This window comes from Nonomuraea angiospora, assembly GCF_014873145.1.
Classification (GTDB): domain Bacteria; phylum Actinomycetota; class Actinomycetes; order Streptosporangiales; family Streptosporangiaceae; genus Nonomuraea; species Nonomuraea angiospora.
This window is the reverse complement of sequence record NZ_JADBEK010000001.1, coordinates 3,454,928-3,467,934: the sequence shown is the minus strand read 5'-3', so window position 1 is coordinate 3,467,934 and position 13,007 is coordinate 3,454,928. Positions and strand designations below refer to the sequence as shown.

Below are 13,007 nucleotides of genomic sequence, written 5' to 3'. Positions count from 1 at the left end.
TCAGGCGAGGCGCGCGGCGGCCTTCTCCCACACCTGGGGGTCGCCGGAGGGCTCGTAGCGGCGCAGCGGCTGGGAGGCGGCGACCAGCGAGCGCATCTCCGCCAGGTCCGAGACGAGCCCCGCCGAGCGCGCCTGCACGAGCACGTTGCCGAGCGCGGTCGCCTCCGCGGGCCCGGCCACCACCGGCAGCCCGCAGGCGTCGGCGGTGAACTGGCACAGCAGCTCGTTGCGCGACCCGCCGCCCACCAGGTGGACGACCTCGACGTCACGCCCGGACAGCTCCATCGCCTGCCGCACGGCCAGCCGGTGGCCGAGCGCCAGGCTCTCCAGCACGCACCGCACGTACGCGGCCGGGGACGACGGAGGCTCCTGGCCCGTGCGGCGGCACTCGGCGGCGATCCTGGCCGGCATGTCGCCCGGCGGCAGGAACACCGGCTCGTCCGGGTTGACCACGGCCGCGAACGGCCGCTCGCCCGCCGCCGCACTCAGCAGCTCGCGCAGGTCGGAGCCCGGCCAGGCGCGCAGGCACTCCTGCAGCAGCCACAGCCCCATGACGTTGCGCAGGTAGCGGACGGTGCCGTCGATGCCGGCCTCGTTGGTGAAGTTCGCGGCCCGGCTCTCGGGCGTCAGGACGGGCTGCGGCAGCTCCACCCCGGCCAGCGACCACGTGCCGCACGAGATGTAGGCGAAAGCGGGCCCGGAGGCGGGCACGGCGGCCACGGCCGAGGCCGTGTCGTGCGAGCCGACCGCCGTGACGGGCGCCGACCAGCCGACCGCGTCGGCCGCGCGCCCCCGCAGCTCGCCGACCGCCTCCCCGGGCTGCCGCAGCGGCGGGAACAGCCCGGCCGGCAGCCCGAGCCGCTCGATCAGGGGGAACGCCCACGACCTGGTGCGCACGTCGAGCAGCCCCGTCGTCGAGGCGTTGGTCACCTCCGCGCCCACCTCGCCGGTGAGCCAGTAGCCGATCAGGTCGGGGATCAGCAGCATCGTCACGGCCCCGTCGAGCCGGTCGGCCAGCAGCTGGTAGATCGTGTTGAACGGCAGCACCTGCAGCCCGGACACGTCGTACAGGGTCTCCGCCCCGACCGACTCGGCCACCCGCTCGGCCACCCCCCGCGTGCGGTCGTCGCGGTAGTGCACCGGGTCGCCCATCAGCGAGGACGACGCGTCGAGCAGCCCGTAGTCGACCGCCCACGAGTCCACGCCGACGGACGACACCGGGCCCGCGTCGCGCAGGCCGGCGAGGATCTCCGAGTACAGGCGGGTGATGTCCCACTGCAGGCGGCCCGCCACGGTCACCGGCTCGTTGGGGAAGCGGCGGACCTCGGTCAGCTCCAGGCCGTCGGAGAGGTCGGCCAGCATCACCCGGCCGCTGGAGGCCCCGAGGTCGACGGCGGCGAAACGGCGGCTCATTGTGTGGACTCCCTGGCGATGAGCTCGGGCTGGAACATGATGTGCTGGTGCGCGTGCGTGTCCGGGTTGTCGCACTCGTCAAGCAGCAGCTCGGTGGCGATCCGGCCGAGCTGGTAGGTCGGCTGCCGCATCGAGCTGAGCGACACGGTGGAGGCGGCGGCGAAGTCGATGTCGTCGTAGCCCATCAGCGCCACGTCCTCCGGCACCCGCACGCCCGCCCGCAGCAGCGCGCGCAGCACGCCGAGCGCGAGCAGGTCGTTGGCGCAGAACACGGCCTCGGGCAGCCCGTTCTCGATCAGGCCGGCGGCCGCCTTCTCGCCCGCGCGGGCCGTCATCGTCGCGGTCTCGGTCACCTTCAGGTCGCCCGGGTCGAGCCCGGCGGCCCGCATCGCGGCCTTGGCGCCCTCCCAGCGCTCCACGCACTGCCTGATCGTCATCGGGCCCGTCACGTAGGCGACGGTGCGCGCGCCCTTGGCCAGCAGGTGGGTGACCGCGGCCCGGCCGCCCGCGACGTCGTCCACGGCCACCGCGCACTGGTCGGGCCGGTGCGCCGGGTGGTCGACCAGGACGACGCTGATGCCGCGCTCGCGCAGCCGGTCGAGACGGCCCGCGTCCTCGCCGGAGGGGGTGATCAGCACGCCGCGCACCCGGTGCTCGGCCAGCACGCGCAGGTTGCGCTCCTCCTTGTCCTGCGAGCCCGCCGAGTTGCCCAGGATCACCGCGTAGCCGAGCTCGCTGGCCACGTCCTCGACCCCGGCCGCGACCTCGGTGAAGAACGGGTTGCCGATGTCGATCACGCTCAGGCCGATCGTCCTGCTGTGCCCGGCGCGCAGCGTCGAGGCCGAGCCGTGCCGGACGAACCCCAGCTCGCTGATCGCCGCCTCCACCCGCTCCCGGGTGGCGGGCGCGACTTTCCCGGGCCGGTTCAGTACGTTGGAGACCGTGCCCGGGGAGACGCCGGCGTGTGCGGCGACGTCCTTGATGCTGACCATGGCCATGGGGACGATTAAAACGTACTAACGACCAAGGCGCCAGTCGCGGCACCGGTGGAGCGGCGTTTCCGGGTCTGAAGTGGGCGGAGTTGTGCGGCTGTCCAGTAAAACGTTTGTATCCGGGTGCGCACGAAGAACGCTTTCCCCATCGTTCATAACGTTAAAGTAACGGGGCGCGCCTGGATTCGGCGGGTCTGCCTGCGCAATCACCCCTGTTGATCAGCGGGAACCCGCCCAGGACGCAAGCCGGGCCTTGTGCGACGCGCGTGAGGAACGTTTTAATCCCCCGTAAACGCTGACGTAACACGCTGTGAGCGCTAACAGACTTGCGAAAGGCAGGTTTCATGCCGGACGTCATCGCCTACGGCGGGGACTGGAATCCAGAGCAGTGGCCCGAGGAGACGTGGGAGCAGGACGTCGCGCTGATGCGCGAGGCCGGCGTCAACCGGGTCAGCGTCGGCATCTTCTCCTGGTCGCTGCTGGAGCCGGCCGAGGGAGTGTTCGACTTCGGCTGGTTCGACCGCGTGATGGACCTGCTGGCCACAAACGGGATCAAGGCCAACCTGGCCACGCCGACCGCCGCCCCGCCGCCCTGGTTCGGGGACGCCTACCCGGAGGCGCTGCCGGTGGACGCCGACGGGCGGCGGCTGACCCACGGCAGCAGGCAGGGCTTCTGCCCCAGCTCGCCGATCTACCGCGAGAAGGCGCTGCGCATCGCCGAGCAGCTGGCCACGCGCTACCGGGACCACGAGGCGCTGGCCCTGTGGCACGTGCACAACGAGTACGGCTGCCACAACGCGCGCTGCTTCTGCGACACCTCGGCGGCGGCCTTCCGCGCCTGGCTGCGCTCGCACTACGACACGCTCGACGCGCTCAACGACGCCTGGGGCACCGCGTTCTGGTCCCAGCGCTACGGCGACTGGGCCCAGATCCTGCCGCCGCGCGCCACCCCCACCTTCCCCAACCCCGGCCAGCAGCTCGACTTCCGCCGCTTCAGCTCCGACGCGCTCATCGAGCTCTACACCGCCGAGCGCGACCTGCTCAGGAAGATCACCCCGGACGTGCCCGCGACCACCAACCTGATGGCGGGCGCGCACTGGGACATGGACTGCTGGGCCTTCGCCGCCGAGATGGACGTGGTCTCCACCGACCACTACCTGATCGGCGCCCGCGCGGAGCCGCACATCGACCTGGCCTTCGCCGCCGACTACGCCCGCTCGCTCAACGGCGGCCGGCCCTGGCTGCTGATGGAGCACTCGACCAGCGCCGTCAACTGGCAGCCGCGCAACCGGGCCAAGGCCCCCGGCGAGCTGCGCCGCAACTCCATGACCCACCTGGCCAGGGGCGCGGACGGGATCATGTACTTCCAGTGGCGGGCCTCCCGCGCCGGCGCCGAGAAGTGGCACTCGGCGATGCTGCCGCACGCGGGCACGAACACCAAGATCTGGCGGGAGGTGGCCGCGCTCGGCGCCGAGCTGGCCGGCCTCGCCGACGTGGCGGGCAGCACCGTCAGCGCCGACGTCGCGATCCTCATCGACCACTCCAGCGTCTGGGCCCAGGACCACCCGGCCCAGCCCTCTGCGGACATGGACCCGGTGGAGGAGGCCAAGCGCTGGCACGCCGCGCTCTGGCGGGCCGGCCTCACCTGCGACCTGGCCCACCCCGAAGGCGACCTGACCGGCTACCGCCTGGTGCTGGTGCCCGCGCTCTACCTGGTGAGCGACGCGGGAGCGGCCAACCTGGAACGGTTCGTGGAGCGGGGCGGGGTCGCGCTCGTGGGCCCGTACAGCGGGATCGTGGACGAGCACGACCGGGTGCGGCTCGGCGGCTACCCCGGGGCGTGGCGCGACCTGCTCGGGGTGAGCGTGGAGGAGTTCTTCCCCCTCGACGGGCCGATCGCGCTGGCCTCGGGCGCGTCGGGGACCGCCTGGAGCGAGGTGGCGCACGCGACCGGCGCGAAGGTCCTCGACACGTACGCCACCGGGGAGCCCGCCTGGACCCGCAACGAGTGGGGTGACGGGTTCGCCCACTACCTCACCACCAGACCCGACGACGACGGCCTGGCCGAGGTCATCGCCGCCGTCGCGACGGAGGCGGGCGTCGAACCCGTCGCCGCCGCCCCCGCAGGGGTCGAGGTCGTACGGCGCTCGCACGCGGACGGCCGCTCCTACCTGTTCGCCGTCAACCACACGGGCGAGGACGCGGTCGTGACCCCGCCCGGCGGCGACCCGGTCACGGTGGCGGCGGGCGACGTCCGCGTGATCTCCGCCTGATCGGCGGGGCGCCCGCGGGCGTTCCGCCATCCGGCTTTGGAAAGCGCTTCCCCAGGGAGCTGTACCACCCACCAACCCCCCTGAGGGGCGCGTGCGAGCGCGCCCCTCCCCGCCTGGAGGTGCACCTGTGTCCGAGCAGATCTCACGCCGCGACGCCCTGAAGGGGTTAGCGGTCGCCGGCGCCGCCGTCCCGCTGGCCTCGGCCCTGGAGTCGCCCGCGCTGGCGGCGCCGGCCGTCCCCGACGTCCCCCTGCGCTGGCTGGAGGACAAGCCCGCCGAGGCGCCCGGCACCACCTGGGGCGTCCCCTGGCCGAAGGGCGCCGTGCCAATGAGCTGGGCCAAGGAGCAGGCGTTCGCGCTCACCGCGGCCGACGGCGCCGCCGTGCCGATGCAGACGTGGCCGCTGGCGTACTGGCCGGACGGGTCGCTCAAGTGGACGGCCCACGCGGTCGGTCCCGGGACGCCCCCGGCCGAGACGTACACGCTGCGGCCCGGCCCAGTCGCGGCCACAGCCGCCGCTCCCGTCAAGCCGGTCACCGTCAAGGACGAGAAGCAGTACGTGGACGTGGACACCGGCGTGATCCGCGCCCGCGTCCGCAAGAGCGGCAGCGAGCTGATCAGCCAGATCTGGCGCGGCGAGACCGAGATCGCGCGCAAGGGGCAGCTCGTCAACCTCCGCCAGGGCAAGATCGACGACGGTGACGACCGCACGGTCGAGGTCGACTCCTACCTGAGCGACATCTCGAAGGTGGAGGTCGAGCAGTCCGGCCCGGTGCGCGCGGTCGTGCGGATCGAGGGCCGCCACACCTCCAAGAAGGGCCGCTCGTGGCTGCCGTTCACGATCCGGCTCTACTTCTACGCGGGCGCGGAGAGCGTGCGGATGACGCACACGTTCGTCTTCGACCGCGACGGGCAGCACGACTTCGTCGCCGGGCTCGGCGTGCGCTTCCGCGTCCCGATGCGGGACGAGCCGTACAACCGGCACATCCGGTTCGTCGGCGACGGGCACGGCCTGCTCACCGAGGCCGTCAAGGGCATCACGGGCCTGCGCCGCGACCCCGGCGCGGCCGTGCGGAAGGCGCAGGTGGCCGGGCAGCGGCTGCCGGACATCGCCACCTGGGACACGCGGGTCAGCAGCCGCGTCCAGCTCATCCCCGACTGGGGCGACTACAGCCTCGCCCAGCTGTCCTCCGAGGGCTTCACGCTCAAGAAGCGCACCAAGAAGGGGTACGGCTGGGTCGCCGTGGACCAGGGCCGGCGCGCCTCGGGGCTCGGGTACGTGGGCGGGACGAGCGGCGGGCTCGCGTTCGGCCTGCGGGACTTCTGGCAGCGGCACCCCACCCAGCTCGACATCCGCGGGGCCGCCTCGGAGGAGGCCGAGGTCACCGTCTGGCTCTGGTCGCCGGAGGCCGGGCCGATGGACACCCGCTTCTACCACGACGGCATGGGCCAGGACACCTACCCGGAGCAGATCGAGGGCCTCAACATCACGTACGAGGACTACGAGCCCGGCTTCGGCACGCCGCTCGGGATCGCGCGTACGAGCGAGCTGACCTTCTGGGCGCTGGCCGCCACCCCGGACGCCGCCCGGCTCGGGGCGATGGCCGACGCCGTCCGCACGCCGCCCCTGATCGTCGCGCCACCCGCCCACCTGGCCGCCGCCAAGGTGTTCGGCGGCCTGTTCAGCCCGGTCGACCGGTCGACGCCCGGCAGGAAGACCATCGAGGACCGCCTCGACTTCCTCTTCGACTACTACCGCAAGCAGGTCGAGCAGCGGCACTGGTACGGGTTCTGGGACTACGGCGACATCATGCACACCTTCGACGAGGACCGGCACGTGTGGCGCTACGACGTCGGCGGCTACGCCTGGGACAACTCGGAGCTCTCGCCCGACCTGTGGCTCTGGTACGCCTACCTGCGCTCGGGGCGCGCCGACGTGTTCCGCTTCGCCGAGGCGATGACCCGGCACACCGGCGAGGTGGACGTCTACCACCTCGGGCCCTGGGCCGGGCTCGGCAGCCGGCACAACGTGCAGCACTGGGGGTGCAGCGCCAAGCAGCAGCGCATCTCGACCGCGGTCTACCGGCGCATCTTCTACTTCCTGACCGCCGACGAGCGCACCGGCGACCTCATGCGGGCCCTGGTGGACTCCGACAAGACGTTCCTGGCCATCGACCCGCTCCGCAAGATCCGCACGGAGCCGTACACGCCGGACCCGTCGGCCCTCGCCATCGGGCTGGGCACCGACTGGAGCGGCCTGGCCGCCGCCTGGCTGACCGAGTGGGAACGCGGCGGGGACCCCGTGGCCGAGAAGAAGCTCAAGGCCACCATGCGCACCATCGCCGCCATGCCCAACGGCTTCGTCACCGGCGAGGGCCTCTACAACCTCAGCACCGGCGAGTTCGCCCCGGCCGCCCGCAAGGTCGCGGTGTCCCACCTGTCGGCCATGTTCGGCCAGGTCGAGATCTGCGCCGAGCTCATCGACCTGGTGGACATGCCGGACTTCGAGCGGGCCTGGCTCCAGTACTGCCGCCTGTTCAACGCCACCAAGGCCGAGCAGGCCGCCGAGACGGGCGCGAACTTCGGCAACCTCATCCTCAAGCAGGGGCACTCCCGGCTCACGGCGTACGCGGCGGTCCGGCTCCAGCGCGACGACCTCGCCGCCCGGGCGTGGACGGAGTTCGCCACGGGCGACGGGTACGCGCCGGACCTGCCGTGGAAGTCGGAGAAGGTCACCACGACCCTCAACCCGACGGACGAGGCGGCCTGGGTCTCCACCAACACCACGGCCCTGTACGGTCTGGCGGCCATCCAGAACCTGGCCCTCGTCGGCGACAGACTCCCCACCTGACCGTCGCCGGGGATTAAAACGTGTCACCGTGACCGGGCGATCACCGCACGCCGTCCGTGGGCCCGGGTGCATTGACAGCGAGCACCAGGAATCATAGTTTCCTGCACGAAGGATTAAAACGTTTTGAAGGGAGTGTCAGTGCAACGCGTCTGCTTCCTGCTGAAAGTCCGCCCAGAGCGGCTGGCGGAGTACCGCGAACGCCACCGAGACGTCTGGCCGGACATGCGAGAGGCGCTCGCGCGCACCGGCTGGCACAACTACTCGCTCTTCCTCAAAGACGACGGCCTCCTCGTGGGCTACCTGGAGACCGAGGACTTCGAGGCAGCCAGGAAGGCCATGGCCGAGACCGAGGTCAACGCCCGCTGGCAGGCCGAGATGGCGCCGTTCTTCGAGAGCCTCGACGGGCGGCCCGACGAGGGCATGCACCCGCTGGACGAAGTGTTCCACCTGGATTGATCGGGGAGTAATGACTGACATCAAGGCCGCGCTGCGGGCGCAGCACATCGAGACGCCGTCCTGGGCCTACGGCAACAGCGGCACGCGGTTCAAGGTGTTCGCGCAGAAGGGGGTGCCGCGCGACCCGTACGAGAAGCTCGCCGACGCCGCCCAGGTGCACGCCTACACCGGGATCGCCCCCACGGTCGCCCTGCACATCCCGTGGGACAAGGTGGACGACTACGCCGACCTGGCCAGGCACGCCCGCGAGCTGGGTGTGGGCATCGGAGCCATCAACTCCAACGTCTTCCAGGACGACGACTACATGCTGGGCAGCGTCACCAACCCGGACGCGCGGGTGCGCCGCAAGGCCACCGACCACCTGCTCGAGTGCGTGGACATCATGGACGCCACCGGTTCCGACACGCTCAAGCTGTGGTTCTCTGACGGCATCAACTACCCGGGCCAGGACGACATCAGGGCCCGCCAGGACCGGCTGGCCGAGTCGCTGGCCGAGGTGTACGACCGGCTCGGCGAGGGCCAGCGCTTCCTGCTGGAGTACAAGCTCTTCGAGCCCGCCTTCTACGCCACCGACGTGCCCGACTGGGGCACCGCGTACGCCCACTGCGTCAAGCTCGGCCCCAAGGCGCAGGTCGTGGTGGACACCGGCCACCACGCGCCGGGCACCAACATCGAGTTCATCGTCGCCTTCCTCCTCCGCGAGGGAAAGCTCGGCGGCTTCGACTTCAACTCGCGCTTCTACGCCGACGACGACCTGATGGTGGGGGCGGCGGACCCGTTCCAGCTGTTCCGCATCATGTTCGAGGTGGTCCGCGGCGGCGGGCTCGACCCTGAGGCCGGCGTGGCATTCATGCTCGACCAGTGCCACAACATCGAGCCCAAGATCCCGGGCCAGATCCGCTCGGTCATGAACGTCCAGGAGGCCACCGCCAAGGCGCTGCTGGTGGACCGGGAGGCGCTGGCCGCCGCCCAGTCCGAGGGCGACGTGCTGGGCGCGAACGCCGTGTTCATGGACGCCTACAACACCGACGTGCGGCCGCTGCTCGCCGAGCTGCGGGAGGAGTCGGGGCTGGCGCCCGACCCGATGACCGCGTACGCCAAGTCCGGATATTTCGAGAAAATTGCCGCCGAGCGTGTCGGCGGCAACCAGGCCGGCTGGGGGGCCTGACCAACCATGGAAGTCGTTAAGGAACTGCTGGAGCGCTCGCACCGGCTGGGCGCCGACCCGCGCAACACCAACTACGCGGGCGGCAACACCTCGGCCAAGGGCGCGGCGCCCGACCCGGTCACCGGCGAGGACGTCGAACTCCTCTGGGTCAAGGGCTCGGGCGGCGACCTGGGCACGCTGAAGGAGTCCGGGCTCGCCGTGCTCCGCCTGGACCGCCTGCGCGCGCTCGTGAACGTCTACCCGGGCGTGGAGCGCGAGGACGAGATGGTCGCCGCGTTCGACTACTGCCTGCACGGCAAGGGCGGCGCCGCGCCGTCGATCGACACCGCCATGCACGGCCTGGTCGAGGCCGCGCACGTCGACCACCTGCACCCCGACGCCGGGATCGCGATCGCGACCGCGGCCGACGGCGAGGAGCTGACCAGGCGCGTCTTCGGCGAGCGCGTGGTGTGGGTGCCGTGGCGGCGGCCCGGCTTCCAGCTCGGCCTGGACATCGCCGCCATCAAGGAGGCCAACCCGCAGGCCATCGGCTGCGTCCTCGGCGGCCACGGCATCACCGCCTGGGGCGCCACGGCGCAGGAGTGCGAGTCCCGCTCGCTGGAGATCATCCGCACCGCGGAGGCGTACCTGGCCGAGCACGGCCGCCCCGACCCGTTCGGCTCGGTGATCTACGAGACGCTGCCGGAGACCGAGCGGCACACGCGGGCCGCCGCGCTGTTCCCGCACATTCGCGGCCTGGCCTCCACCGACCTCCGCGTCGTCGGCCACTACACCGACACGCCCGAGGTGCTGGACTTCGTCTCCCGCGCCGAGCACCCGCGCCTGGCCGCCCTGGGCACGTCCTGCCCCGACCACTTCCTGCGGACCAAGGTCGCGCCGCTGGTGCTCGACCTGCCGCCGGACGCGCCCCTGGAGCAGGCCGTCGAACGGCTGCGCGAGCTGCACACCGCCTACCGCGCCGACTACACCGCCTACTACGACCGCAACGCCACCCCCGACTCGCCGCCCATGCGCGGCGCGGACCCGGCGATCGTGCTGGTGCCGGGCGTCGGCATGTTCTCGTTCGGCAAGGACAAGCAGACCGCCCGCGTGGCCGGCGAGTTCTACGTCAACGCCATCAACGTCATGCGCGGGGCCGAGTCCGTCTCCACGTACGCGCCCATCCCCGAGTCGGAGAAGTTCCGCATCGAGTACTGGGAGCTGGAGGAGGCCAAGCTCCGCCGCATGCCCAAGCCGAAGCCCCTGGCCACCCGCGTCGCGCTGGTGACCGGCGGCGGCTCGGGCATCGGCGCGGCCACCGCCCGCCGCCTGGCCGCCGAGGGCGCCTGCGTGGTGGTCGCCGACCGCGACGTGGCCGCCGCGGAGAAGGTCGCCGCCGAGATCGGCGCGGCCGCGTACAGGGTGTCCGACGTCGCGGTGGCGGTCGCCGTGGACGTCACCTCGGAGGAGCAGGTCGCCGCGGCGGTACGCGCGGGCGTGCTGGCCTTCGGCGGCGTGGACCTGGTCGTCAACAACGCCGGGCTGTCGCTGTCCCGGGCGCTGCTGGAGACCACCCTGGACGACTGGGACCTGCAGCACGACGTGATGGCCAGGGGATCGTTCCTGGTCGCGCGCGAGACGGCCCGGGTCCTGATCGACCAGGGGCTGGGCGGCGACATCGTCTACATCTCCTCCAAGAACGCCGTCTTCGCCGGCCCGAACAACGTCGCCTACGGCGCGGCCAAGGCCGACCAGGCGCACCAGGTCCGGCTGCTGGCGGCCGAACTGGGCACGCACGGCATCCGCGTCAACGGGATCAACCCCGACGGCGTGGTACGCGGCTCCGGCATTTTCGCCTCCGGCTGGGGCGCCAACCGCGCGGCCGTCTACGGCGTGGAGGAGGAGAAGCTCGGCGAGTTCTACGCCCAGCGGACCCTGCTCAAGCGCGAGGTCCTGCCCGAGCACGTGGCCGCCGCCGTCTTCGCCCTCACCGGCAACGACCTCACCCACACCACGGGCCTGCACATCCCGGTGGACGCGGGCGTGGCCGCCGCCTTCCTCCGCTGACCTGACCGCTCAGGAGACTGACAGCTCAGGAGTAGGCAGCCACCATCCCGATCACCGTCAGCGCGGCCCCGGCCGCCGTGACCAGGCAACCCCCGGCCACGGCGGCCCGCCGCCCCCTGCGCGCGCCCGCCCAGTACATGATCACGTACGGCAGGAACCCCAGCCCCCCGAAGCCGACCGCCGGCAACGTCAAGGCCGCCAGGACCCCCTTCGTCCCGGCCGGGACCGCGCGGTCGCCTTCCGGCGTGAGCCGGGCCCGCGTCACGTCGCCCGCCTCGGAGTCCGGCGAGGCGTCCACCGCCACGGCGCTCCCGCCGGAGTCCGGAGTGAAGATCCCCTGGCAGTCGTACCGGCCCTGGCCCAGCGCCTCGCACGAGGCCACCCGCAGCGTCCCCGGCGTGCCGGCCCGCCCCGTGGCCAGCTCCAGATCGCCGATCGCGAACGCCACCGGCGCCAGGCACACCGTCAGCCAGAGCAGCACGAGGACGATCCGCCCGAGCCGCCCCGGATCCCTCCCACCAGGGGTGACAAACTGGATATCGGGCATGAAGTCGCTCATGTGCCCCATCGTCGCCGCCCCGGCTTGGCATTCACCTGCAGCCGACTGGGAACACTCACCGTCTCACGATGTGGTCATCTGGACGCCTCCAGCTTGCATGTCCATCCCGTGGAGTGCATTATCTTCACAGTAAGGTCATGAGCAATAATGCATGAATATGCAGGAGAGAGGGCGGAATGAGGGCAGCGGTCGCGGGGGCCAGCGGCTACGCGGGAGGAGAGTTGCTCCGCCTCCTGCTCGGGCACCCCGAGTTCGAGATCGGCGCGCTCACCGCGGCGTCCAGCGCGGGCAGCCGCCTCGGCGCCCACCAGCCGCACCTGCCGCAGCTGGCCGACCGGATCATCGAGGACACCGTCGCCGACACGCTGGCCGGGCATGACGTCGTCTTCCTCGCCCTGCCGCACGGCCACTCGGCCGCCGTCGCCGCCCAGCTCGGCGCGGAGACGATCGTCGTCGACTGCGGCGCCGACCACCGGCTCACCGACCCGGCCGCCTGGCAGGAGTTCTACGGCGGCGAGCACGCCGGGTCCTGGCCCTACGGCCTGCCCGAGCTGCCCGGCCAGCGGGAGGTCCTGCGGACGGCCACCCGCATCGCGGTCCCCGGCTGCTACCCGACCTCCGTCCTGCTGGCCCTGTCGCCCGCGTTCGCCGCGGGCCTGGCCGAGCCGGACGTGGTCGTGGTGGCCGCCAGCGGCACCAGCGGCGCCGGCAAGTCGCTCAAGCCCAACCTGCTCGGCAGCGAGGTCATGGGCTCGGTCAGCGCGTACGGCGTGGGCGGCGTCCACCGGCACACTCCCGAGATGGAGCAGGGCCTGTCGGCCGTCGCCGGCACCCGGGTCCGCGTCTCCTTCACCCCGACGCTGGCCCCCATGAGCCGCGGCATCCTCGCCACCTGCACCGCCCCGGCCGCGCCCGGCCTCACCAAGGAGGCGCTGCGGACGGCGTACGAGGTCGCGCTGAAGGAGGAGCCGTTCGTCAAGCTCCTGCCCGAGGGCACGTGGCCGGCCACGTCCATGACCTACGGCGCCAACACCGCCGCCCTGCAGGTGACGCTCGACGAACGCGCGGGCCGCGTGGTCGCCGTCATCGCCATCGACAACCTCACCAAGGGCACGGCCGGAGGCGCCGTCCAGAGCGTTAACCTCGCACTCGGCCTCCCCGAAGAGCTCGGCCTTCCCCTGACAGGAGTCGCACCGTGAGAGAGCGCAGCGAACGAACCAATGGGCACGGGCGTCCAACGCTTGCGTTG

9 protein-coding genes are annotated in these 13,007 nt (G+C 72.0%); 6 read left to right on the top strand and 3 right to left on the bottom strand.

Annotated elements, in window-relative coordinates:
- Positions 1 to 1,413 carry a rhamnulokinase gene (locus tag H4W80_RS15730; protein WP_192785774.1) on the bottom strand — a complete coding sequence of 471 codons (1,413 nt, stop codon included), beginning with the start codon at positions 1,411 to 1,413 and terminating at the stop codon, positions 1 to 3.
- The gene (locus tag H4W80_RS15725) at positions 1,410 to 2,411 is read right to left on the bottom strand and encodes a LacI family DNA-binding transcriptional regulator (RefSeq protein ID WP_192785773.1); all 1,002 of its coding nucleotides are present in this window, start codon (positions 2,409 to 2,411) and stop codon (positions 1,410 to 1,412) included. Before H4W80_RS15725 ends, H4W80_RS15730 begins: the two co-directional genes overlap by 4 nt.
- A gap of 338 nt (positions 2,412 to 2,749) precedes the next feature.
- Between H4W80_RS15725 and H4W80_RS15720 the strand changes: the two genes are divergently transcribed.
- The 5 genes from H4W80_RS15720 to H4W80_RS15700 all read left to right on the top strand — a co-directional run bounded on the left by H4W80_RS15720 (position 2,750) and on the right by H4W80_RS15700 (position 11,199).
- Entirely contained in the window at positions 2,750 to 4,678 is a 1,929-nt protein-coding gene (locus H4W80_RS15720; RefSeq protein ID WP_192785772.1) for a beta-galactosidase, read from the top strand.
- A 127-nt stretch (positions 4,679 to 4,805) separates the two neighbouring features.
- Positions 4,806 to 7,529, top strand: coding sequence for an exo-rhamnogalacturonan lyase family protein (locus H4W80_RS15715; RefSeq protein ID WP_192785771.1), 2,724 nt, complete (start codon positions 4,806 to 4,808; stop codon positions 7,527 to 7,529).
- A gap of 138 nt (positions 7,530 to 7,667) precedes the next feature.
- On the top strand, positions 7,668 to 7,985 hold the full coding sequence (locus H4W80_RS15710) for an L-rhamnose mutarotase (RefSeq protein ID WP_192785770.1): 318 nt from the start codon (positions 7,668 to 7,670) through the stop codon (positions 7,983 to 7,985).
- Between the two features lie 10 nt (positions 7,986 to 7,995).
- Positions 7,996 to 9,153, top strand: coding sequence for an L-rhamnose isomerase (rhaI, locus tag H4W80_RS15705; RefSeq protein WP_192785769.1), 1,158 nt, complete (start codon positions 7,996 to 7,998; stop codon positions 9,151 to 9,153).
- Between the two features lie 6 nt (positions 9,154 to 9,159).
- Positions 9,160 to 11,199, top strand: a complete 2,040-nt coding sequence (locus H4W80_RS15700) for a bifunctional aldolase/short-chain dehydrogenase (protein ID WP_192785768.1) — start codon at positions 9,160 to 9,162, stop codon at positions 11,197 to 11,199.
- Positions 11,200 to 11,224: 25 nt separating this feature from the next.
- On the opposite strand, the gene H4W80_RS15695 is transcribed toward H4W80_RS15700, so the two are convergent.
- Positions 11,225 to 11,758 (bottom strand): hypothetical protein, encoded by a 534-nt coding sequence (locus tag H4W80_RS15695; RefSeq protein ID WP_225963467.1) that lies wholly within the window; start codon positions 11,756 to 11,758, stop codon positions 11,225 to 11,227.
- A gap of 176 nt (positions 11,759 to 11,934) precedes the next feature.
- On the opposite strand from H4W80_RS15695, the gene argC reads away from it, so the two are divergent.
- On the top strand, positions 11,935 to 12,957 hold the full coding sequence (gene argC, locus H4W80_RS15690; protein ID WP_192785767.1) for an N-acetyl-gamma-glutamyl-phosphate reductase: 1,023 nt from the start codon (positions 11,935 to 11,937) through the stop codon (positions 12,955 to 12,957).
- Positions 12,958 to 13,007: the final 50 nt, after the last annotated feature.

What these genes read in the sequence shown, in the direction of transcription:
- argC (WP_192785767.1), top strand. Translation starts at nt 11,935, where the DNA reads ATGAGGGCAGCGGTCGCGGGGGCCAGCGGCTACGCGGGAGGAGAGTTG.
- H4W80_RS15720 (WP_192785772.1), top strand. Translation starts at nt 2,750, where the DNA reads ATGCCGGACGTCATCGCCTACGGCGGGGACTGGAATCCAGAGCAGTGG.
- H4W80_RS15695 (WP_225963467.1), bottom strand. Translation starts at nt 11,758, where the DNA reads ATGAGCGACTTCATGCCCGATATCCAGTTTGTCACCCCTGGTGGGAGG.
- H4W80_RS15700 (WP_192785768.1), top strand. Translation starts at nt 9,160, where the DNA reads ATGGAAGTCGTTAAGGAACTGCTGGAGCGCTCGCACCGGCTGGGCGCC.
- H4W80_RS15730 (WP_192785774.1), bottom strand. Translation starts at nt 1,413, where the DNA reads ATGAGCCGCCGTTTCGCCGCCGTCGACCTCGGGGCCTCCAGCGGCCGG.
- H4W80_RS15725 (WP_192785773.1), bottom strand. Translation starts at nt 2,411, where the DNA reads ATGGCCATGGTCAGCATCAAGGACGTCGCCGCACACGCCGGCGTCTCC.
- rhaI (WP_192785769.1), top strand. Translation starts at nt 7,996, where the DNA reads ATGACTGACATCAAGGCCGCGCTGCGGGCGCAGCACATCGAGACGCCG.